Here is a 21,727-nt window from a genome sequence, read left to right as displayed (position 1 = left end):
TCGACGCCGATTCGAGGAGACCACCGATGAAGTCCGACGTCGGACGTTCCAACCTGACCGCGCGGCGGGCCTACGTCGGCTGCGCCACCACCGCCGGCCCGCTGGTCGCTCCCGACCGGCCCGACCAGCCGGTGCGGTTCCGCCGGGTGGCGGCCCGCTGGGAGCACGCGGTGCTCACCCTGTTGATCCTGCTGAACGCGGCCACCGCCGCGGTCTTCATCCTGTGGCTGCTCCGCCCGGAGCACATCCCGGGTTGGAACGGAGGGCTCGACGGCCCGGCGCTCTGGCTCGCCCGGTTCGGCTTCGGCCTGGTGATCGTGGTCGAGCTGATCCGGCTCGGCCAGAACGTCGCCGTCTGGGTGTTCGCCATGAACGCCAAGGACCCGGTGCCGATGGATCCGCCGGTCGGCCTGCGGGTGGCGTTGTTGACCACGATCGTGCCGAGCAAGGAACCCATCGAGATCGTCGAGCGGACCCTGCGCAAGATGCAGCAGATCGTCTACTGCGGGTCGGTCGACGTGTGGATCCTCGACGAGGGGGACGACCCCGCCGTCAAGGCGATGGCGGCCCGGCTGGGCGTGCACCACTTCAGCCGTAAGGGCCGCCCGGAGTACAACCAGCCCGAGGGGGAGTTCCGGGCCAGGTCCAAGGCGGGCAACCACAACTCCTGGCGGGCCGAGCACGAGCACAGGTACGACGTGGTCGCCCAGATGGACCCCGACCACGTCCCGCTGCCCTGCTTCCTGGAACGCACCATCGGCTTCTTCCGCGACCCCGACGTCGCGTTCGTGGTCGCGCCGCAGGTGTACGGCAACATGTACGAGAACTGGGTGGCCCACGGCGCCTCGGTGCAGCAGTACCTGTTCAGCGGGGTCGTCGAACGCGGCGGCAACGGGCTGGACGCGCCGCTGCTGATCGGCACGAACCACCTCTACCGGCCGGCCGCCTGGCGGCAGATCGGCGGCTACCAGGACTCGATCATCGAGGACCACCTGACCAGCATGGTGGTGCAGTCCTCGACCAACGAGGCCACCGGGAACCGGTGGAAGGGCGTCTACACCCCGGACGTGCTGGCCGTCGGCGAGGGGCCGACGTCCTGGGCCGACTACTTCAACCAGCAGAAGCGGTGGGCGTACGGGATCTGGGAGATCCTGCTGACCGGCAAGCGTCAGGTCCGCGCCGGGCTCACGTTCCGGCAGCGGCTGCTCTACGGCTGCGTCCAGTTCTACTACCCGAGCGTGGCGACCGGCCTGCTGCTGGGCAACCTGGCCACCGCGTTCTACCTGCTGTTCGGGGTCGCCTCGATCGAACTCGACGGCGGCACCTGGCTGACCCTGTGGGGGGCGAGCCTGGGCAGCTGGTTCCTCATGTGGTTCTGGCTGCGCCGGTTCAACCTGGCCGAGCACGAGCGGGTCGAGGTGGGCATGCCGGGGATGGCGCTGGCCCTGTTCGCCGGCCCGGTCTACGTGGCCGCCGGCATCGCCGCCCTGCTCCGCCGGCCGTTGACCTACGCGGTGACCGCCAAGGGCAAGCTGCGTACGGCGGAGTCCCTGGGCACCTTCCGGCTGCACCTGGTCTGGGCCGCTCTGGCCGCCGCCCTGCTCGCCGTCAGCTTCGTCTTCGACCACGACTACACGGCCCTGCGGTTCTGGTCGGTGCTCACCCTGTTCACCGGGATCGCGCCGCCGATCATCGCGCTGACCTCGGCGCTCACGGCCCGGGCCGAGGCGCGGCCCGCCGCCGCCACGGTTCGCGGCACGGCCCGCGCGCTGACCGGACCGCTCGCGGCGGACTGGCAGGTCTACTACGACGACGCCGGGCACCACGAGTGGCACGGCCGGGAGTCGATGGTGTGGCAGGACGGGTACACGGTGCCGGCGGACGGTCATCGGCGCCGGCCGGAACGGTCCGCGCCCGTCGCCGGCCCGCGCTGGCCGGCCAATCCGCGCAACCGGGTGCCTCGGCAGGTGAACCGGGCCGACCAACGGACCGAGGTGCTGCGCCGGGTCGACCCGGACGCGCCCACCGACGTCCTGCCACGTGTCCGTGGCCCGGTCGACGGGCCGACCGAGGCCCAGCCGCCCGTCCGTCGCCCGGTCGACGGACCGACCGAGGCCCAGCCGCCCGTCCGTCGCCCGGTCGACGGACCGACCGAGTTCCTCCCACCCGCGCGGCGGTCCGCCGGCCCGGACGCGGAGACCGAGTTCCTGACCCCGATCGATCGGCTCCGGTCCCGCGGGCCGAGGCACAGGGCGGAGGAGACGTGCGGAGACCGGTGACGTGGCAGATCACGCTCCTGGTCCTGGTGCTGGCCGTCGTGGCCGGCGCGGCCTTCCTGGTGCTGCGCGGGCGGACCGGTCAGTCCGGGGCCGTCGACGCAGGCGTCGAGCCCGGCGCCTCGGTCGACGCGACCCGCTCGCCGAACCCGCCGACGCCCTTCCCGCCGAAGGGCAAGGTGTTCCTCGGCATCCAGACCGAGCACGGCCCGTACGACTTCACGCCGCTCTCGGCGTACACGGAGGCGACGGGCCACCGGCCGGCCGCGTTCCAGTTCGCCCAGGGCTGGGCGCACAACCCGTTCGACCGGGCGGTGTTCGACCGGGTCGCCGAACGGAACATGCTGCCGATCGTGGCGTGGGAGCCGTGGGACTACCTCGCGACCGGGCGGGCCCGCAGCCACGGCGAGCAGCCCGCGTACCGGCTGTCCCGGATCGCCGGCGGCGACTTCGACGAGTACATCCGCTCGTGGGCGCAGGGGCTCAAGAGCCTCGGCTACCCGGTGGGGATGCGCTTCGCGCACGAGATGAACGGGTTCTGGTACCCGTGGTGCGAGCAGTCCAACGGCAACCGCGAGGGGGACTACGTACGGGCCTACCGCCACGTGCACGACATCTTCCGCCAGGTCGGGGTGACGAACGTGATCTGGGTGTGGAGCGCCAACGTCACCTACCCGGGCGCCGAACCGCTGACGGGCCTCTACCCCGGTGACCGGTACGTCGACTGGGTCGGCCTGTCCGGCTACTACGGCACCGCCGGGGTGGAGCGGTACCGGTCCTTCGACCGGATCTTCGACGACACCCTCGACCAGGTCCGCCGGTTCACCCGCAAGCCCATCGTCATCACCGAGACCGGGGCCAGTGACGCCGAGGGCCGCCGAGCGGCCTGGATCCGGGAGATGTTCAGCCAGCTTCCCCGGCATCCCGACGTGATCGGCGTGATCTGGTTCGAGACCAACAAGGAACTCGACTGGCGGCTCTCGGTGACCCCGGACGCGGCGCGGCTCTACGGCGAGAAGGCCGCCGCCGCCCGCTACCGGGTGACCTGGTCGACGAACACCGTGCCGCGCAGGACGGTGACGGCGCCCCGACGGTGACCGGCCACCGGGGCGCCGGGCCGGGCCTGCCGGGGCGCCGGTGGTGTCCCGGCGCTGCGGTCAGAGCACCTTGCCCGGGTTGAACAGGCCCGTCGGGTCCAGGGCCGCCTTGATCGCCTGGTGCACCCGCACCCCGACCGGACCGATCTCCCGGGCCAGCCAGTCCCGCTTCAGCAGCCCCACCCCGTGCTCGCCGGTGCAGGTGCCACCCAGCTCCAGGCCGAGCCGCATGATCTCGTCGAAGGCCCGCCGGCCGCGTTCCACGCTCGCCGGATCGGCCCGGTCCACCACGATGTTCGGGTGCATGTTGCCGTCCCCGGCGTGACCCACCACGCCGATCGGCACGTCGCACTCCGCCGCGATCCGGGCCACCCCGTCGAGCAGGGCGGCCAGCGAACCCCTCGGCACCGCCACGTCGTCGATCACCAGGCCGCCGTTGCCGGCCGGGAAGGCGTCCGCCGCGAACTTCTCCATCGCCGGGTGGGCGAGCCGGCGGGCCTGCAACAACGCCGCCGCCTCGACCGCGTCGGTGGCCGCGTACACCTCGCCGGCGCCGGCCGCGGTGCAGACCTCGGCCAGCCGGGCCAGGTCCTCGCCGGCCCGGGCGCCGGTGTCCGCGGCGGCCAGCAGCAGGGCCTGCGCGTCGGTCCGCAGGCCCATCGGCCGGTACGCCTCGATCGCCACCAGGTGGGTACGGTCCAGCAGTTCCAGCAGGCTCGGCGTCAACCCCTTCGCCGCGATGTCCGCCACCGCCGCGCCGGCCGCCGCCGTGGAGTCGAAGACCGCCACCATGGTCAGCGACTCCTCGGGCGCCGGCCGCAGCGAGACGGTGATCTCGGTGATCACTCCGAGGGTGCCCTCCGAGCCGACGAAGAGCCGGGTCAGGTCGTACCCGGCGACGCCCTTGGCGGTCCGCCGGCCGGTCCGCAGCACCTCGCCGGAGGCGAGCACCACCTCCAGCCCGAGCACGTACTCGGTGGTCACGCCGTACTTGACGCAGCACATCCCGCCGGCGTTGGTGGAGACGTTGCCGCCGATGGTCGAGGACTCCCAGGACCCCGGGTCCGGCGGATAGTAGAGACCCTGCTTCGCCACCGCCCCGGCCAGCTGGGCGTTGACCACGCCCGGCTGGACCACCGCGATCCGGCCGACCGGGTCGATCTCCCGGATCGCGTCCATCGCCACGGTGCTCAGCACCACCGCGCCGTCGACCGCGTTGGCGGCGCCGGCCAGTCCGGTCCGGGCGCCCTGCGGCACCACCGGTACGCCGTGCCGGGCGGCGGCGCGGACCACCGCCACCACCTCCTCGGTGCTGCGGGGGCGGGTCACCACCAGCGGCGTACCCGCCGCGCAGAGGTCGGCCTCGTCCCGGCTGTGCATCCGCAGCAGGTCCGGGTCGGTGAGCACGGCGGCGTCGCCCAGGGCGGCGCGCAGGTCGTCGAGGAGGGGGGATCCGGCCATGCGGGGAACGTTAGGTCGTCCCCCGCTGATCATCAACCGGGTGCGGGGGAGGGTCCCGGCGGACGCCGCCCGGTGCAGCGGCGCGAGGATTGACCCCGCCCGGGGCGGGTAGTCCCCGCCATGGCCGTGGCAAGGGACCGACGACCGTCGCTGTTGCGGCGTGCCGGGCTGCGCGACGGCCGGCCCGACGTGGACTCCGCCCGGATCGCCGACGCGGTGGCCGAACTGCGCAACCGGAGCCGGGCCACCCTCCAGGACCGGCTGCACCGGGTACGGATGACGCTGGGCCTGGCCGTCCAGGCCGGCCTCGCCGCCGCGCTCGCCTGGGTGGTGTCGCACCAGCTCCTCGGCAACCCGCAGCCGGTCTTCGCGCCGATCTCCGCGGTCGGCACGCTCGCCGCCTCGGTCGGCCAGCGGCTGCGACGCACCGTCGAGCTGATCGTCGGGGTGGCGGTCGGCGTGTTCCTCGGCGACGTGCTGATCTACTTCCTCGGCACCGGCGGCTGGCAGCTCGGGCTGGTGGTGACCGCCGCGATCCTGCTGACCATCTTCTTCGGCGCCAGCGTGGCCATCGTCATCCAGGCGGCGGCCACCGCCGTCCTGATCGTCACCCTCAGTCCGTCCACCCAGAACCTGGAGTTCCCCCGCTTCGTGGACGCCTTCGTCGGCGGCGGCATCGCGCTGCTGGTGACCGCCATCCTGCTGCCGCTCAACCCGCTGCGGGTGATCAACCGGGCCGCCCGCCCAGCCCTGGATTTGCTCGCCGGCCAGCTCGACATCACCGCCGAGGCGCTGCGCAACCGGGACCGGGCCAGCGCCCAGCGGGCCCTGGAACGGCTCCGCGAGAACAAGGAGGAACTGGCCACCTTCACCGAGGCGATCGAGGGCGCCAAGGAGACCAGCACCCTCTCCCCGGCGCGCTGGCACCGGCGCAGCGAGCTGACCCACTACGCCGAGGCGGCCGACCCGATCGACCGGGCGATGCGCAACAGCGGCACCCTGATCCGCCGCTCGGTCACCATGATCGAGGACGAGGAGAGCATCCCCGGGCCGATGCCGGACGCGGTCGCCCACCTGGCGGAGGCGGTCCGGCTGCTGCGGCACGAGTTCGCCGTCGGCGCCGAGCCGGAACAGGCGCGGGAACGGTCACTGCGCGCGGTCAGCGAGGCCGGCCGGGCGTACGCCGAGGGGGTGGGCTTCTCCGGCAGTGTGGTGATCGCCCAGGTGCGTACCACGGCCAGCGACCTGATGGTGGCCTCCGGCATCGACCAGGAGGAGGCCAACCGGCTGGTCCGGCGGTCCTTCGGCGGCGAGCCGGAGAAGGCCACCGGCCCCACCGAGCAGGGCAGCGCCCCGAAACCGCCCACCGCACCCCCGGTCGGCTGAGCCGGCGTACCCCGGCCCGGCCGGCCTGAGTGCCGATGCGGCCGGCCGGGGCGGTCCGGGATGACTACGCTGGCCGCATGGCCGACACCCCGCCGGGCGGTACGCCGCCGTCGCCGCCCGCGCCCGTCCCGCCGCCCTCCTCTCCGGAGTCGGTGCCGGCGCCCGGCGGAGCAGCACCGCGGATGCCGCTGCGCCGGCTGGGCTGGCGCCGGCTGGTCGTGCTGGCGGCGGTGGTGCTGCTGATCGCCGCCTGCGCGGTGTTCATGCTGATCCAGCTCGGGTCGAACCTCGGGCCGGAGGCGTTGCTGGTCGGCGTGGTCGCCGCCCTCCTGCCGGTGCCGGTCCTGGTGGCCTGCTTCCTCTGGCTCGACCGGTACGAGCCGGAGCCGCTGCTCTACCTGGCCTTCTGCTTCGCCTGGGGAGCGTCGGTCGCCACCGCCGCCTCGCTCACCGTCAACGAGACCGCGGCCGGGCTGTTCAAGGACTGGGGGCTGCCGCAGGCGCTGACCGCCGTGCTGGTCGCCCCGTTCATCGAGGAGCTGACCAAGGCGCTCGGCCCGATCCTGCTGCTGATCTTCCGCCGCCGGGAGTTCTCCGGGATCACCGACGGGCTGGTCTACTGCGGGCTCTCCGCGATCGGCTTCGCCATGGTGGAGAACATCCTCTACCTCGGCGGGTACGGCTACCGGGTCGGTGTCGAGGAGTACGGCCCGGCCACCGGCGTCCGGCAGGTGATCGCCATCTTCATCGTCCGGATCCTGCTCTTCGGCTTCGCCCACCCGCTGTTCACCTCGATGACCGGCGTCGGGCTGGGCATCGCCGCCCGCACCGCCGACCGGCGGGTACGCTTCCTCGCCCCGGCCGCCGGCCTGCTGCTGGCGATGATGCTGCACGGCACGTGGAACCTGCTCCCCTCCCTGGTCGCCGCCACCGGTGAGGGTCTGATCGCGCTCTACGGCTACCTGGGCGTGATGGTGCCGATCTTCTTCGGCATGGTCGGCCTGGCGGTCTGGCTGCGGGCCTGGGAGGGGCGGCTCACCGAACGCACCCTGCCGGACTACGTGCACGCCGGCTGGCTCACCCCGCCGGAGGTGGCCGCCCTGGGCAGCCTGGGCCGGCGGCACGCCGCGCGTACCTGGGCCCGGCGGGTGGCCGGGGACGGCGGGCTCAAGGCGATGCGCGGTTACCAGTTCACCGCCACCCGGCTGGCGTTGCTGCGGGACGGGATGCGCCGGGGCCTGGACAGCCGCCCCGCCGACCGGGAACGGGCCGCCCGGGAGGAACGCGAGCTGCTGGACGCGATCAGCGCGTACCGGTCGTTCTTCGTCGGCCGGGACCCGCAGGCGCCGGTCGGCGTCTGGGACGGCCACCGCTACCACCTGCGGTTCCCGGACGGTTCCCGGCGGGCCGTGGAGGCCCCGGACGAGCCGGTGGTGCCGATCCCGGTGGTGCTCGCCCCGCCCCCGCCGCCCGCTCACCCGGCCGGCTACGGCCCGCCCGGTTGGTACGGCCCCGGCCCGGCCGCCCCCTGGCCCGCCGGCCGCCCCTGACCGGGCCCTCCTCCCTCGCCCCCACCTGCCGCCTGCTGCGCCGTCGCGGAGACCGCCGCCCGCCACGACCACAAGATCCTGGTTGTAGTGGCCTCACCAGGCTCATGAGGCAACAACAACCAGGATCTTGTGAGGTCGGCCGATTCCGGCAGCGGGCGCGGCTGACCCGACGCGTCCGGGGTGCCGGACGTGTCGTTTGCGTCGCGCGGCGGCGGGAAGCCAGGCACGTCCGCGGGGCCCTGGGGAGGGACGATGCCGGTTTTCGTGAAGAAGCTGCTCCTCTGGGGCAGCGTCGCCTTCCTGATCTACTTCATGGCGTTCCGGCCGGACGGGGCGGCGCAGCTGTTCAGGGGGATCGGGGCGGCGCTGATGGCGATGGCCCAGGGCCTCGGCGACTTCCTCACCGGCCTGATGAGCTGACCCGCCCCCGACCGCCGGACCCGGGTCGGCCTCAGAGGTAGAGGCCGGTGGCGTCCGGCTCGACCCGCTCGGCGGCGACCGCGTGCACGTCCCGTTCCCGCAGCAGCACGTACCCGCGACCGTGCAGTTCGACCTCGGAGCGGTCGTCCGGGTCGAAGAGCACCCGGTCGCCGGAGACGATCGAGCGGACGTTCGGTCCGACGCCGACCGCGGTGGCCCAGGCGAGCCGCTTGCCGACCGCGGCGGTCGCCGGGATGACGATTCCGGCGGTGGAGCGGCGCTCCCCCTCGCTCCCGTCCACCTTCACCAGCACCCGGTCGTGCAGCAGGCGGATCGGCAGGCCGGAGTCGAGGTTCTGATCGCTGGTCACGCCGCAGACGGTACCGCCGGCGTACGGGGGCGGTTACGCGTGGGTGCGGCTGGGCAATGTGTGGCGGATCTGCCCTACGGTGGCGGTGTCGGACGTACCCTGTGCGGACCCGTCGCCGTGCGGGGCCGCCGTCATCGCCAGGAGGTGCGCTTGAGCCGCTTCGAGCGGGTACGCGGACGGCTGCGCCGTGCGTACGAGAACGGACGCGAGTCGGTACGCGAGGCGCGGAGCCATCCGGCCGACCTGCCGGAGGAGGCCCGGGTGGCGTCGCCGGCCGCCCCGGGGCCGGTGGCCGCGCCGTCCGCCACCGTGGTGGGCGTGGAACAGCCCGCCGCGCTGCACAACTCCACCTCCAGCCGGGACGACGCCGACGTGCCGCACGCGCTGCGGATCGCCTCGGCCTGGTCGTGGCGGCTGATCGTGATCGGCGTGGTCACCTGGGCGCTGCTGCGGATCGTCGGGACGATCAGCGTCGTGATCATCCCGCTGGCGGTCGCGCTGCTGCTCTCCGCGCTGCTCGCGCCGGCGGTGGGCTGGCTGCTCAGGGCGCGCTTCCCGCGTTCGGCGGCGACCGCGGTGGTGCTGGTGGGCGGCCTGGCGGCGGTGATCGGCACGATGACCCTGGTGGTGAACGAGTTCATCCAGGGTGTGCCCGAGCTGAGCGAGAAGTCGTCGCAGGGCGTACGGCAGATCCAGGACTGGTTGAAGACCGGCCCGCTGCACCTGTCGGACAGCCAGCTCGACCGCTACATCAACGAGGCGCAGGGCTGGATCAACGGCAACACCGAGAGGTTCACCAGCGGCGCGCTGAGCACCGCCGCGACCCTCGCGGAGCTGCTCACCGGCACCATCCTGGTGCTCTTCGCGACGTTCTTCTTCCTGCGGGACGGCAACCGGATCTGGCGGTTCCTGGTCGGGCTGCTGCCGGTGGCGGCCCGGTGGAAGGTCGACGACGCCGGGCGGGCGTCGTGGGCGACGCTCGGCGCCTACGTCCGGGCCACCGTGCTGGTGGCGTTCATCGACGCGGTCGGCATCGGCATCGGCCTGGTCGCCTTCGACATCCCGTTCGCCTTCCCGCTGGCCGCGCTCGTCTTCCTCGGCGCGTTCATCCCGATCGTCGGCGCCACGCTCTCCGGCGTGGTCGCGGTGCTGATCGCACTGGTGGACAGCGGCCCGGCCATCGCGCTGGCCATCCTCGCCGTGGTGATCGGCGTGCAGCAGCTGGAGGGGCACGTGCTCCAGCCGCTGATCATGGGTCGGGCGGTGGCCATCCACCCGCTCGCGGTGATCATCGGGATCGCGGCCGGCGTGGTGCTGGCCGGCATCACCGGCGCCGTGGTCGCCGTTCCGCTGATCGCCGTGCTGAACACGGCGGTCCGCCGGCTGGCCGCCCGCACGGTGCCGGAGACCCCGCCGGACGCCGTGGTGGTGGCCTCCCAGGCCCCCTGACCCGACCCGCACCCGAGTCCGTCCCCGCACCTGCGGGGGCGGGCTCGCGTCGGTGAGGACTAGGACTTGGCGAGGCGTTCCAGGGCGCCGCGGGCCACCTCCGGCCGGGTGGTGTACCAGAACGGGGGCAGCGAGCGGCGCAGGAACGGGCCGTAGCCGCGGGCCGTCTCCAGCCGGGAGTCCAGCACCGCCACCACGCCCCGGTCGCCGGTGGCCCGGATCAGCCGGCCCACCCCCTGGGCGAGGCGCACGGCGGCGATCGGCACGCTGACCGCGGCGAAGCCGGAGCCGCCGCCCGCGTCGACGGCCGCCGCCCGGGCCGCGGCCAGCGGCTCGTCGGGGCGCGGGAAGGGCAGCCGGTCGATCACCACCAGCTGGCAGGCGTCGCCCGGCACGTCCACCCCCTGCCAGAGCGACATGACGCCGAACAGGCAGCTCTCCCGCTGCTCGCGGAACTTGCGGACCAGCAGCGGCAGCGCCTCCTCGCCCTGGAGCAGCACCGGCAGGTCGGTCCGCGCGCGGAGCAGCTCCGCCGCCTGCTGCGCGGCCCGTCGCGAGGAGAAGAGCCCGAGGGTACGCCCACCGAGCGCGCCGACCAGCCCGAGCAGCTCCTCGCCGGCCGCCTCGGGCAGCCCGGAGACGCTGGGGCGGGGCAGGTGCGCGGCGACGTACAGGATGCCCTGCCGGGCGTAGTCGAACGGCGAGCCGACGTCCAGCGAGCGCCACCCGGGACCCTCGGTGGCCGGTACGGTGCCGGTCGCCGCCCGGCTGCCCGGCGCGGCGGCCACCGGGGCGGGGACGGTCGCGTCGCCGCGTACGGTGCTGGCGGCCAGTGCGGCGGCGGCCGGCGACGGCGGGGCGGGCGGCGGCGCGTCCAGCCCGAGCGCCCGGGCGACGGTGTCGAAGCGACCGCCCAGCGCCAGGGTGGCCGAGGTGGCGACGACGGTGCGCTCGTCGTACAGGTGGGTGGCGAGGGTGCCGGCGACGGAGAGCGGCGCGACCACCAGGGCCCGGCGGGAGCCGTTGTCGGGTCTCTCCACCCAGGCGACGTCGTGGTCGCCCTCCTCCAGCAGCCGCTGGGCGGTGGTGGAGAGCTCGTCCAGCACGGACTTGGCCTGCTGCTTGCGGACCGGGTCGGGGTCGTCGGCCTTGACGTCGCCGATCGCCTCCAGGGCGGACCGGGTGGCCGCGTCGAGCAGCGTGCACGCCTCCCGCAGCGGTGCCGGGAGGCCGGCGGTGATCCGGCCGGCGGGCGCCTCGGCCAGGCCCACGGCGAGCGCGTCGCCGGCCTCGGTGATCCGGTCGGCGACGTCCGGCCGCAGTAGCGGCCGGGCCCGGCGGGCGGCCCGGTCGATCAGCTCGGGGACCAGCTCGGCCTGGGCCGCCGACGAGACCCGGTCGGCCAGCTCGTGCGCCTCGTCGACGATGAGCAGCTTGTGCGGGGGCACGATGTGCCGGCCGGCGAGCATGTCCACGGCGAGCAGGCTGTGGTTGGTCACCACGATGTCCGCCTCCCGGGCGCGGGCCCGGGACGCCTCGGCGAAGCACTCCTGCCCGAACGGGCAGCGGCTGGCCCCGACGCACTCCCGGGCCGGCATGGAGACCAGCCGCCAGGCCTGGTCGTCGACGCCCGGGTCCAGCTCGTCGCGGTCGCCGGTGTCGGTCTTCTCGGCCCAGTCCCGCAGCCGCTGGATCTGCTTGCCGAGCCGGCCGGCCTCGCCGAGCCACTTCGTCCCGCCGGCGGCGCGGGCGGGCGGGGCGTCGAAGAGGGTGTCCTCCGGCTCGTCCTCGGTCGAGTTGTCCAGCCGGGCCAGGCACAGGTAGTGGTGCCGGCCCTTGAGCACGGCGAAGGTGGGCCGCCGGCCGAGCAGCGGCTCGACGGCGTCGGCGAGCCGGGGCAGGTCGTGGTCGACCAGCTGGGACTGCAACGCCAGGGTGGCGGTGGAGACCACCACCGGACCGTCCACGGTGAGCGCCGGGGCCAGGTATGCCAAGGACTTGCCGGTGCCGGTGCCGGCCTGCACCAGCAGGTGCTCCCGGGAGGTGACGCTCCGCTCGATCGCCTCGGTCATCTGCTGCTGGCCGGGGCGGGTGGCGCCGCCGGGGACCGCACCGACCGCGGCGCTGAGCAGCTCGGTCGCGGCGGGCCGGGCGCCGCGGCGCTTCCCACGGGACAGGGCGGGGCCGGTGGCGGTGCGGGGCGGGGTCACCGTGCGACGGTACCCGCCGAGGGTGACAGCGATGGTCGACCCCGCCGGCGACCCGGTCACCGTACGGAACCACGTCCCCCGTTTCCGGTTACCTCCGTCGCAGCGTCGAATGGGTGGTATCGGTTAGGGTGCGACTCATGCCGAGCGACGTGGTCCGTGTGATCTACCGCAAGTACGACGGCAGCGCCCACCGCGACTACCCGGCCCGCCGCCTCGCCGAGGACGACCTCGGTGTCTGGCTCGGCGTGTCGACCGGCACCGAGTCGGTCTACCACGGTCGGCCCTCGGTGGAGCAGATCCCGTTCGTGCTGCTGGTGCCGCACCACGGCTGGTGGACGGGGATGTTCAACCCGCCGCCGCGGACCAGCGAGGTCTACTGCGACATCGCCACCCCGGCCCGCTGGGACGGCGGGGACACCGTCCACCTGGTCGACCTCGACCTGGACGTGGTGCGCCGGCGCGGCACCGGGCTGGTCGAGCTGCGCGACGAGGACGAGTTCGCCGAGCACCGGGAGCGCTTCGGCTACCCCGACGACGTGGTCGTCGAGGCGGAGGCGGCGGCCCGGTGGCTGTTCGGCGCGCTGGGCGACGGCACCGAGCCGTTCGCCACGTCGTACCGGAAGTGGCTGGCCCTGGTGGTCTGACCGGGTCGGGTCACCAGCGCGGCGGCCAGCCGGCGGACTCGGGCAGGGCGGGCAGGTCGGCCACCTTGTCCGGGTTGAGCTGGTTGAAGATGCCGGTGATCCGGCCGTCGGCCATGGCGAACGCGACGACCAGCCGCATCGGCCGGCCGTCGGTGTGCACGCCCTCGAACTGCAACCCGAGTGACCCGTCCACCAGCACCACCCCGGACCGGACCCGCTGGCCGCGCCGCTCGGCCTGGGCGAACAGGCCGAGGGTGAACCGGCCGACCGCGTCCGGGCCGGTGACCGGGCGGCGGGCCGCCGGGAAGCGACCGCCGCTGTCGCCGATCAGCACCACGTCGGGGGCGAGCACCCGGACCAGGGCGGTGAGGTCGCCGGACTCGGTGGCGGCCAGGAAGGCGGCCAGCACCCGCCGCTGCTCGGCCGGGTCGGCGGTGTGCCGGGGTACGTCCGGGGCGGTCACCGCCCGCCGGGCCCGGGAGGCGAGCTGCCGGGCCGCCTCGGGGGTGGTGTCCAGCGCCTCGGCGATCCGGGCGAACGGTACGGCGAAGACGTCGTGCAGGACGAACGCGACCCGCTGTTCCGGGCCCAGCCGTTCGAGCACCACCTGGAGGGCGGTGCCGAGCTGGTCGCGGCGCAGCGCCCGCTCGGCCGGGTCGGGGGCGAACCCGTCCGCCGCCGGCGGGAGCGGGGCCACCAGCGGCTCCGGCAGCCACTGCCCCGGGTACGTCTCCCGGCGTACCCGGGCCGAGCGGAGCACGTCGAGGCAGATCCGGGCGCAGGTGGTGGTGAGCCAGGCGCGCAGGTGGCGGACCTCGGCGCGGGCGGCGGGGTCGCCGAGCGCCGCGGCGTACCGCAGCCAGGTCTCCTGGACGGCGTCCTCGGCCTCGCCGCGGCTGCCGAGCATCCGGTACGCCACCGCGGTCAGCCGCCCGCGTTCGGCCTCGAACTCCGCCGTCGTCGTCTCCACCGTCATATCCCGGCCTCCCCGCACAGATTCTGCCCGTCCCATGGACGTCCCGGCGGCCCGGAACGTGACACGGCGGGACGCCTCGGCGTGGCCGGCACGCTCGGGAGGCGGATGGTGGCCGGGTGGGTGAGGATCGGGGGATGGGCTCTGATGACGTGACGGAGATCGTGGCGCCCGAGGGTGGCGCGATGCGGGACCTGCTGCGGGTCCCGTCGGACGGCACCCCGGTCGACCTGGACGCGATCGGTCCCCGGTCCACCCCCGGGCTGCCCGCGGCCGCGGGGTCCGGCGGCGCGCGCAAGGCGTGGGCCCGCGGGCAGGTCGAGGCGATGGGCGGTGAGCTGGGGCGACAGCAGGAGATGCTCTTCGCCACGGCGAAGGCGGCGGCGGACTCGCACGCGCCTGCTTCGGCGCCGACCACGGGCGGCCCGAAGTTGGGCGCCGGCCGGCCCGGCCGGGTGCTGCTGGTGCTGCAGGCGATGGACTGCGGTGGCAAGGACGGCACGATCAAGCGGGTGGCCGGTGCGATGAACCCGCTCGGGCTGCACATCCGGTCGTTCGGCCCGCCGACCCGGGAGGAGTTGCGGCACGACTTCCTGTGGCGGATCCGACGTTCCCTGCCCCCGCCCGGGTACGTCGGGATCTTCAACCGGTCGCACTACGAGGACGTGCTGGTCGCCCGGGTGGACGGGTTGGTGCCCGAGGCCACCTGGCGGGCCCGGTACGAGGAGATCAACGACTTCGAGCGGGAGCTGACCTCCGGCGGGGTGACCCTGGTCAAGGTGATGTTGCACATCTCCCGGGAGGAGCAGGGCGAGCGGCTGTCGGAGCGGCTGACCGACCCGCGCAAGTACTGGAAGTACAACCCGGGTGACATCGACGCCCGGGCCCGGTGGGACGACTACCGGGCCGCGTACGCCGAGGCGCTGGCCCGGTGCGGCTCGGACGCCGCGCCGTGGTTCGTGGTGCCGGCGGACCGCAAGTGGTACCGGGACTGGGCGGTGGCCCACCTGCTGCGGGAGACGTTCGACGGGCTGGATCTGGGGTATCCGCCCGCGGACTTCGACGTGGCGACCGAGCGGGCCCGGCTGCGGGAGGTCCACGCGGGGGAAGGTGAACGGCAGGTTAACGACGCATGAATCGGGCCTGACCAGGGGTGGGCCGGGGAATTCCCGGCTCGGCCGTTACCTAGCATTCCCATGGCAGGCACCCCCGGTGGCACCGCGCCACCCTCCACCGACACCACGAGGTCCGTGCTGTGAAGTTTTCCTTCCGCCCCACCGAGGGCGCCTTCTACGAGCTCTTCACCAGGGCCGCGCACAACCTGGTCAAGGGCACCGAGCTGCTCAACGAGCTGGGATTGCCCGACTCGGACGTGCAGTCGGTCAGCGAGCGGCTCACCGAGGTCGAGCACGACAGCGACCAGATCACCCACGAGCTGTACAAGAAGATCAACTCTACCTTCATCACCCCGTTCGACCGGGAGGACATCTACCGGCTGGGCTCGCTGCTCGACGACGTGATGGACCACCTGGAGGCGGTCGGCAACCTGCTCTACCTCTACGGGCTGACCAAGCTGCCGTCGCTGCCCCGGGAGATGCACGAGCTGGTGAACGTCCTCGACCAGCAGGCCAAGCTGACCGCCGAGGCGATGCCCCGGCTGAAGTCGATGAAGGATCTCGAGGACTACTGGATCGAGTGCAACCGGCTGGAGAACGACGGCGACCAGGCGTACCGGATGCTGCTGGTCCGGCTCTTCTCCGGCGAGTACGACGCGCTGACGGTGCTCAAGATGAAGGAGGTCGCCGACGAGCTGGAGGCCGCCTGCGACGCCTTTGAGCACGTGGCGAACACCGTCGAGACCATCGCGGTCAAGGAGTCCTGATCCTGTGACTCCCGAACTCATCGCCGTGCTGGCGGTGATCGCGGTGGCCCTGGCGTTCGACTACACCAACGGCTTCCACGACGCCGCCAACGCGATCGCGACCAGCGTCTCGACCCGGGCGCTGACACCTCGGATCGCCCTGCTGCTCGCCGCGGTCGGCAACTTCGTCGGCGCGCACTTCGGCGCCGGGGTCGCCAAGACCGTCGGTGACGGCCTGGTGACCCTGCCCACCGGCGTGTCCAGCCTCGGGGTGGTCTTCGCCGGGGTGCTCGGCGCCATCGCCTGGAACCTGATCACCTGGTACTTCGGTCTGCCGTCGTCCTCCTCGCACGCGCTGTTCGGCGGCCTGGTCGGGGCGACCCTGCTCTCCACCGGCGGCATCGTGCAGTGGGGCAACATCGGTCAGAAGGTCATCATCCCGATGGTCCTGTCGCCGATCGTCGGTCTGGTGCTGGGCTACCTGTTGATGCTGGCCATCCTCTGGGCGTTCCGGAAGGGGCAGCCGGGCAGGCTGAACCGGGGCTTCCGCCACGCGCAGACCGTTTCCGCCGCCGCCATGTCCGTCGGTCACGGCATGCAGGACGCGGCCAAGACCATGGGCATCGTGGTCCTCGCGCTCTACACCGGTGGCTTCCAGGACAGCAAGACGCACATCCCCGGCTGGGTCTTCTGGACCTCGGCCACCATGCTCGCCCTGGGCACGTACGCCGGTGGCTGGCGGATCATCCGGACCCTGGGCCGGAAGATCATCGACCTGGGTCCGCCGGAGGGCTTCGCCGCGGAGACCGTGGCCAGCGCCGTGCTCTACTTCAACGCCCTGGTGCTGAAGGCCCCGATCTCCACCACCCACACGATCACCTCGGCGATCATGGGTGTCGGCGCGACCAAGCGGCTCTCCGCCGTGCGCTGGAACGTGGCCGGCAACATCGTGATCGCCTGGATCATCACGTTCCCGGCCTCCGCGCTGATCGCCTGCCTGACCTACCTGCTGGTCCGCCCGCTCTTCTGACCAGCGTCGCCTGACGGCAGGGGTCCCCACCGCGGGGCCCCTGCCGTCACGCGTAGTCGACGCCGATCAGCGCCCGGACCTCGTCCAGCAGGCCCATCACCTCCAGGGTGGCGGCGTGCGGCACCAGCGGGCTCTCCGGCAGGCCGGCAGCCAGGCAGCGCTGCACCTCGGTCGCCTCGTACTGGTAGCCCCCGCCGACCAGCTCCACCTCGATCGTCTCCGGCGCGGCGTCGCCCCGGTGCACGGTCAACGCGCCGGGCCGGAAGAACGGGTCGGCCAGGTCGATCCGGCCGGTGGTGCCGGTGACCGAGGCGACCAGCGGGGTGGCCCCGAGCATCCCGCAGCTCAGCGTGGCCACCGCGCCCGAGTCGTAGCCGAGGATCATCCCGGTGTTCTCGTCCACCCCCTCCGGGCCGAGCTTCGCCCAGGCCCGCAGGTGCTGCGGCACCCCGAGCAGCAGGTGGGCCAGGCTCACCGGATAGACGCCCAGGTCGAGCAGGGCCCCGCCGCCCAGCGCCCGGGCCCGCATCCGGTGCTCGGGCGGGAACGGCCCGGCCGCGCCGAAGTCGGCGCGTACCGCGGTGACCTCGCCGATCGCGCCCTGCCCGATCAGTTCGACCATCCGCAGGATCGCCGGGTTGGTCCGCATCCACATGGCCTCCATCAGGAACAGGCCACGCGACCGGGCGGTCTCCACCAGCTCGGCGGCCCCGGCCCGGTCCAGGGTGATCGGCTTCTCCACCAGCACCGCCTTGCCCCCGTCCAGGCAGGCCATGGTGGCCTCGTGGTGGGCGGCGTGCGGGGTGGCCACGTAGACGACGTCCAGGTCCGGGTCCGCGGCCAGTTCCGCCCAGGAGGCGTACGCCCGGCCGACGCCGTGCCGGGCGGCGAACCGCTCGGCCGTCTCCCGGCTGCGGGAACCGACGGCGACCAGTTCGGCGTCCGGGACCAGCCGCAGGTCCTCGGCGAAGCGGCCGGCGATGTGTCCGGTGGCCAGGATTCCCCAACGCGTCATGCCGGCAGGCTATCCCGGGCCGCCCGGCGGCCGGCACGATGATCCACCGGTCGGGAACTAGGCTCGCGGGATGACGATCGACAGCGACGGTTTCCCGCCCCCGCCGGCCCTGGTCGAGCACGCCCGCCGGTTCTACGCCGAGGGCGGGACACCGGCCGTGCCCCGGGTCGCGGCGACCGTGCTGCTGCTCCGCCCGGCCGGCGACCACTTCGAGGTGTACGTCATCCGCCGGGTCGCCGCGATGGCCTTCGGCGGCGTGTACGCCTTCCCCGGCGGGGGTGTCGACCCGTCGGACTCGCAGACCCACCTGGACTGGGCCGGGCCCGCCCCGGCCGCCTGGGGTGACCGGGTGGGCCTGTCGCCGGACGCCGCCCAGGCGGTGGTCTGCGCCGCCGCCCGGGAGGTCTTCGAGGAGGCCGGGGTGCTGCTGGCCGGGCCGGACGCGGACACGGTGGTGGGCGACGTCAGCGGGGACGACTGGGAGGCGGCCCGACAGGACCTGGTGGCCCGCCGGGTGGGCTTCGCGGACCTGCTCGCCTCGCGTGGGCTGACGCTCCGCTCCGACCTGCTGCTGCCGTGGAGCCGGTGGATCACGCCGGAGTTCGAGCCGCGCCGCTTCGACACGTACTTCTTCGTGGCCCTGCTGCCGGCGGGGCAGCGGACCCGGGACGTCTCCGGCGAGGCCGACCACACCATGTGGATCCGCCCGGCGGACGCCCTGGCCCGGGCGGAGGCCGGCGAGATCACCATGCTCCCGCCCACGATGATCAACCTGGCCGAGGTGCTCGCCGCCGGTGACCTGCCCGGCGTGGCCCGGACGGCCGCCACCCGGGACGCGGCCACGCCGATCACCCCGCACCTGGCCGGCCTGGACGGCGACGACCCGCGTTTCCTGCTGGACTGAGCCGGCGGCGCAGACGGCACCGGCGCCCACGCCGGCAGGGGCGGGGCGCCGGTGACCGGCCGGGGGCAGCTCAGCCGAAGCGGCCGGTGATGTAGTCCTCGGTCTTCTTCACGCTCGGGTTGCTGAAGATCTTCTGGGTGTTGTCGTACTCGATCAGACGGCCCGGGTCGCCGGTCTTCTCGATCGAGAAGAAGGCGGTCCGGTCCGAGACCCGGGCGGCCTGCTGCATGTTGTGCGTCACGATGATGATCGTGAACTTGTCCTTGAGCTGGAACATCAGGTCCTCGATCGCCAGCGTGGAGATCGGGTCCAGCGCCGAGCAGGGCTCGTCCATCAGCACCACCTGCGGCTCGACCGCGATGGTCCGGGCGATGCAGAGCCGCTGCTGCTGACCGCCGGAGAGGCCGGCGCCCGGCTTGCCGAGCCGGTCCTTGACCTCGTCCCAGAGGTTCGCCGAGCGGAGCGCCTTCTCGGCGGCCTCCTCCAGCACCGACTTGCGCTTCACGCCGTTGAGCTTCAGCCCGGCCACCACGTTGTCGAAGATGCTCATGGTGGGGAACGGGTTCGGCCGCTGGAAGACCATGCCGATCATCCGCCGGACGGCGGTGACGTCGACGTCCCGGTCGTAGATGTTCTGCTCGTCGACGGTCAGGGTGCCCTCGACCCGGGCGCCGGGCAGCACCTCGTGCATCCGGTTGATCGACCGCAGGAAGGTGGACTTGCCGCATCCCGACGGGCCGATCAGGGCGGTGACCGTCTTCGGTTCGACGGTCAGGTTGATGTCCTCGATCGCCTTGAAGTTGCCGTAGTACGCGGTGACGTTCGAGGCTTCGACGCGCTTGGCCATGGTGGTGGTACCTCCGGTGATCATCGGCTCAGCCGGTTGCGGCGGGCGAGCAGCTTCGCCGCGATCGTCAGGATCAGGACGAGAGCGACCAGGGTGAGCGCGGCGGTCCAGGCCCGGGCCGGGGAGTACTTGGACGCGTCACCGGCCTGCTGGTAGACGAAGAGCGCCAGCGAGGACTGGTTGTTCTCGAAGGGGTTGAAGTTGATGGCGGCGGTGCCACCGGCGACCAGCAGCACCGGCGCGGTCTCGCCCGCCGCGCGGGCGATGGCGAGCATCACGCCGGTGACGATGCCGGGCAGCGCGGTGGGGATGACCACCCGGAGGATCGTCTTCCACTTGGGTACGCCGAGGGCGTACGAGCCTTCGCGCAGCGGTGCCGGCACCAACCGGAGCATCTCCTCGGTCGAGCGGACCACCAGCGGCAGCATCAGCACACTGAGCGCCAGGGCGGCGGCGAAGCCGGAGTAGCCGGGCCGGCCGGTGGCGGTCAGGTACGGCGAGACGATCAGCACCCAGAAGGCGAGCACGAACAGGCCGGAGACGATCGAGGGGATTCCCGTCATCACGTCGACGAAGAACCGGATCCAGAAGGCGAACCGGCCGCGGCCGTACTCGACCAAGTAGATGGCGCAGAGGACGCCCAGCGGCACGGTGATCAGGGTCGCGATGCCGACCTGCTCCAGCGTGCCGACGATGGCGTGGTAGGCACCGCCCTCGGCGTCGCGCGGCCCGATGTTGTTCATCGAGGTCTGAAAGAAGTTGCCGTCCAGACGCTCGGTGCCCTTGCTGAGCAGCGTCCAGACCACCGACAGCAGCGGCAGCGCGGCGAGCACGAACGCCGAGTGGATCAGGGAGCTCCAGGTCCGGTTGCGCGCCTGACGGGGGCCCTCCACCCTCGCGCTGGCGATGTAGACGCCGACGAGGTAGAGCAGCAGGCCGACCACGATCACCAGGAAGGCGCCGCCGATCTCGGCGCCGTAGACGACGGCGGCCGACAGGGCCAGCGCGCCGAGGGCGATGCCGAGCAGCGCGATCAGGGGAAGCCGGCGGGCGCGCAGCGTGACCGGCTGCGCCGGCGGCCGGGGGCGGTGCGACGTGAGGGTGCTCATGCGGCGGACTCCGTGAACTCGCGGCGGCGGTAGATGATGGCCCGCGCGGTCATGTTGACGATCAGCGTGATGACGAAGAGCACCAGGCCGGAGGCGATGAGGGCGCCCCGCCCGGTGGCATCGGCCTCGCCGAACTTCACCGCGATGTTCGCGGCGATCGAGTTGCCGCCGTTCTCCAGGATGTTGAAGGAGATCTCGTAGAGGAAGCTCAGCGTCAGCGCGAGGGCGATCGTTTCACCCAGCGCCCGGCCGAGGCCGAGCATCACCGCGCCGATGACGCCGGGGCGGCCGTACGGCAGCACGGCGGTACGGATCATCTCCCACTTCGTGGAGCCGAGGGCGAGTGCGGCCTCCTCGTTGGCGGTGGGGGTCTGCAGGAAGACCTCGCGGGAGAGCGAGGTGACGATCGGCAGCACCATGATCGCCAGCACCAGCGAGCCCAGCAGGACCGAGCGGCCGAACGGTCCGTCCCCGCCGAAGATCGGGATCCAGCCGAAGTACTTGTTGAGCCACACCGACAGGTCGGTGACCGGGCCGACGAAGTAGTCCCGCCCCCACAGGCCGAAGACCACGCTGGGCACGGCGGCCAGGAGGTCGATCAGGAAGCCGAGGGCGGTGCCCAGCCGCCGTGGTGCGTAGTGGGTCAGGAACAACGCGATGCCCAGTGCCACCGGCACGGCGATCACCAGCGCGATAGCCGACGACAGCACCGTGCCGAAGGCCAGTGCCCCGATGCCGAACTTCGGCTCCGCGCCGTTGGGGGACCAACCCTCGTAGGTGAAGAAGTTCTCGGTGTTCGCGCGCAGCGCGGGCACCGCCTTGCTGACCAGGAAGACCGCGATGGCCACGATGATGATCAGCACCATCGAACCGGCGGCCATGGTCAGCAGACGGAAGAGGGTCTCGGCACCGAACTTCCGCCGCCGGGGCAGCGCTCCGCCACCGCCGATCGGCCTGCCCGGGTCGCGGTTTGCCGGGGAGAAGTCGGCCGGAAGCGCCGAACCGGCGGGCCGGGCGTGACTCTGCGTCACGCCCGGCCCGCCGGTGCCGGTGCCGGCCGAGCGGGGTGGGATGTCGCCCATCTGCTCGCTCGCTCCGTTACAAGGGGTAGGAAAGGTCAGTCAC

Annotated in this window: 18 protein-coding genes and 1 pseudogene; 11 read left to right on the top strand and 8 right to left on the bottom strand. The window is 73.0% G+C overall.

The features are described 5' to 3' along the window. The first annotated feature begins 26 nt into the window (after window positions 1-26). On the top strand, window positions 27-2,279 hold the full coding sequence (locus GA0074704_RS00525) for a glycosyltransferase family 2 protein (protein ID WP_088968667.1): 2,253 nt from the start codon (window positions 27-29) through the stop codon (window positions 2,277-2,279). Continuing rightward, window positions 2,276-3,373 carry a glycoside hydrolase family 26 protein gene (locus tag GA0074704_RS00520; RefSeq protein ID WP_231926718.1) on the top strand — a complete coding sequence of 366 codons (1,098 nt, stop codon included), beginning with the start codon at window positions 2,276-2,278 and terminating at the stop codon, window positions 3,371-3,373. Before GA0074704_RS00525 ends, GA0074704_RS00520 begins: the two co-directional genes overlap by 4 nt. A 60-nt stretch (window positions 3,374-3,433) precedes the next feature. Here the strand turns inward: GA0074704_RS00520 and GA0074704_RS00515 are convergent, their stop codons facing one another. Next, on the bottom strand, window positions 3,434-4,834 hold the full coding sequence (locus tag GA0074704_RS00515) for an FAD-binding oxidoreductase (protein ID WP_088968665.1): 1,401 nt from the start codon (window positions 4,832-4,834) through the stop codon (window positions 3,434-3,436). A gap of 126 nt (window positions 4,835-4,960) precedes the next feature. Between GA0074704_RS00515 and GA0074704_RS00510 the strand changes: the two genes are divergently transcribed. The 3 genes from GA0074704_RS00510 to GA0074704_RS28975 all read left to right on the top strand — a co-directional run bounded on the left by GA0074704_RS00510 (window position 4,961) and on the right by GA0074704_RS28975 (window position 8,190). Beyond that, window positions 4,961-6,220 carry an FUSC family protein gene (locus GA0074704_RS00510; protein WP_231926967.1) on the top strand — a complete coding sequence of 420 codons (1,260 nt, stop codon included), beginning with the start codon at window positions 4,961-4,963 and terminating at the stop codon, window positions 6,218-6,220. Window positions 6,221-6,255: 35 nt separating this feature from the next. Next, window positions 6,256-7,770 carry a PrsW family intramembrane metalloprotease gene (locus tag GA0074704_RS00505; RefSeq protein ID WP_088973353.1) on the top strand — a complete coding sequence of 505 codons (1,515 nt, stop codon included), beginning with the start codon at window positions 6,256-6,258 and terminating at the stop codon, window positions 7,768-7,770. 252 nt (window positions 7,771-8,022) lie between these two features. Beyond that, entirely contained in the window at window positions 8,023-8,190 is a 168-nt protein-coding gene (locus GA0074704_RS28975) for a hypothetical protein (RefSeq protein WP_172880295.1), read from the top strand. A 31-nt stretch (window positions 8,191-8,221) separates the two neighbouring features. Here the strand turns inward: GA0074704_RS28975 and GA0074704_RS00500 are convergent, their stop codons facing one another. Continuing rightward, complete coding sequence (locus GA0074704_RS00500) at window positions 8,222-8,560, bottom strand: GroES family chaperonin (protein WP_088968663.1); 339 nt, start codon at window positions 8,558-8,560, stop codon at window positions 8,222-8,224. 150 nt (window positions 8,561-8,710) lie between these two features. On the opposite strand from GA0074704_RS00500, the gene GA0074704_RS00495 reads away from it, so the two are divergent. Continuing rightward, window positions 8,711-10,009 (top strand): AI-2E family transporter, encoded by a 1,299-nt coding sequence (locus GA0074704_RS00495; protein ID WP_231926717.1) that lies wholly within the window; start codon window positions 8,711-8,713, stop codon window positions 10,007-10,009. Window positions 10,010-10,068: 59 nt separating this feature from the next. Here GA0074704_RS00495 and GA0074704_RS00490 read toward each other — a convergent pair. Continuing rightward, window positions 10,069-12,246 (bottom strand): annotated as a pseudogene (locus GA0074704_RS00490) (ATP-dependent DNA helicase); the annotation flags it as partial. A gap of 110 nt (window positions 12,247-12,356) precedes the next feature. Between GA0074704_RS00490 and GA0074704_RS00485 the strand changes: the two are divergent. After that, complete coding sequence (locus tag GA0074704_RS00485; RefSeq protein WP_088968661.1) at window positions 12,357-12,863, top strand: DUF402 domain-containing protein; 507 nt, start codon at window positions 12,357-12,359, stop codon at window positions 12,861-12,863. A gap of 10 nt (window positions 12,864-12,873) precedes the next feature. On the opposite strand, the gene sigJ is transcribed toward GA0074704_RS00485, so the two are convergent. Continuing rightward, the gene (gene sigJ, locus GA0074704_RS00480; protein ID WP_231926716.1) at window positions 12,874-13,833 is read right to left on the bottom strand and encodes an RNA polymerase sigma factor SigJ; all 960 of its coding nucleotides are present in this window, start codon (window positions 13,831-13,833) and stop codon (window positions 12,874-12,876) included. A gap of 140 nt (window positions 13,834-13,973) precedes the next feature. On the opposite strand from sigJ, the gene GA0074704_RS00475 reads away from it, so the two are divergent. The 3 genes from GA0074704_RS00475 (at window position 13,974) to GA0074704_RS00465 (ending at window position 16,727) form a co-directional block, all read left to right on the top strand. Beyond that, the gene (locus GA0074704_RS00475) at window positions 13,974-14,972 is read left to right on the top strand and encodes a PPK2 family polyphosphate kinase (RefSeq protein WP_231926715.1); all 999 of its coding nucleotides are present in this window, start codon (window positions 13,974-13,976) and stop codon (window positions 14,970-14,972) included. A gap of 119 nt (window positions 14,973-15,091) precedes the next feature. After that, window positions 15,092-15,718: a DUF47 domain-containing protein gene (locus GA0074704_RS00470; RefSeq protein WP_088968658.1), complete on the top strand. Its 627-nt coding sequence runs from the start codon at window positions 15,092-15,094 to the stop codon at window positions 15,716-15,718. 4 nt (window positions 15,719-15,722) lie between these two features. Further along, window positions 15,723-16,727, top strand: a complete 1,005-nt coding sequence (locus GA0074704_RS00465; protein ID WP_088968657.1) for an inorganic phosphate transporter — start codon at window positions 15,723-15,725, stop codon at window positions 16,725-16,727. A gap of 46 nt (window positions 16,728-16,773) precedes the next feature. On the opposite strand, the gene GA0074704_RS00460 is transcribed toward GA0074704_RS00465, so the two are convergent. Continuing rightward, window positions 16,774-17,742 (bottom strand): Gfo/Idh/MocA family protein, encoded by a 969-nt coding sequence (locus GA0074704_RS00460; RefSeq protein WP_088968656.1) that lies wholly within the window; start codon window positions 17,740-17,742, stop codon window positions 16,774-16,776. A 70-nt stretch (window positions 17,743-17,812) separates the two neighbouring features. On the opposite strand from GA0074704_RS00460, the gene GA0074704_RS00455 reads away from it, so the two are divergent. Beyond that, complete coding sequence (locus tag GA0074704_RS00455) at window positions 17,813-18,646, top strand: NUDIX hydrolase (RefSeq protein ID WP_088968655.1); 834 nt, start codon at window positions 17,813-17,815, stop codon at window positions 18,644-18,646. Between the two features lie 70 nt (window positions 18,647-18,716). Here the strand turns inward: GA0074704_RS00455 and pstB are convergent, their stop codons facing one another. The 3 genes from pstB to pstC are packed head-to-tail and all read right to left on the bottom strand — an operon-like array spanning window position 18,717 to window position 21,684. Beyond that, window positions 18,717-19,493: a phosphate ABC transporter ATP-binding protein PstB gene (gene pstB / locus GA0074704_RS00450; RefSeq protein ID WP_088973351.1), complete on the bottom strand. Its 777-nt coding sequence runs from the start codon at window positions 19,491-19,493 to the stop codon at window positions 18,717-18,719. Between the two features lie 20 nt (window positions 19,494-19,513). After that, entirely contained in the window at window positions 19,514-20,602 is a 1,089-nt protein-coding gene (pstA, locus tag GA0074704_RS00445) for a phosphate ABC transporter permease PstA (protein ID WP_088968654.1), read from the bottom strand. Continuing rightward, window positions 20,599-21,684 (bottom strand): phosphate ABC transporter permease subunit PstC, encoded by a 1,086-nt coding sequence (gene pstC, locus GA0074704_RS00440; protein ID WP_088968653.1) that lies wholly within the window; start codon window positions 21,682-21,684, stop codon window positions 20,599-20,601. The genes pstA and pstC overlap by 4 nt, the downstream gene beginning before the upstream one ends. Window positions 21,685-21,727 lie beyond the last annotated feature (43 nt).

Origin of the sequence: Micromonospora siamensis, assembly GCF_900090305.1 — a bacterium.
Classification (GTDB): Bacteria; Actinomycetota; Actinomycetes; order Mycobacteriales; family Micromonosporaceae; genus Micromonospora; species Micromonospora siamensis.
This window is presented reverse-complemented; position numbering and strand designations above follow the sequence as displayed.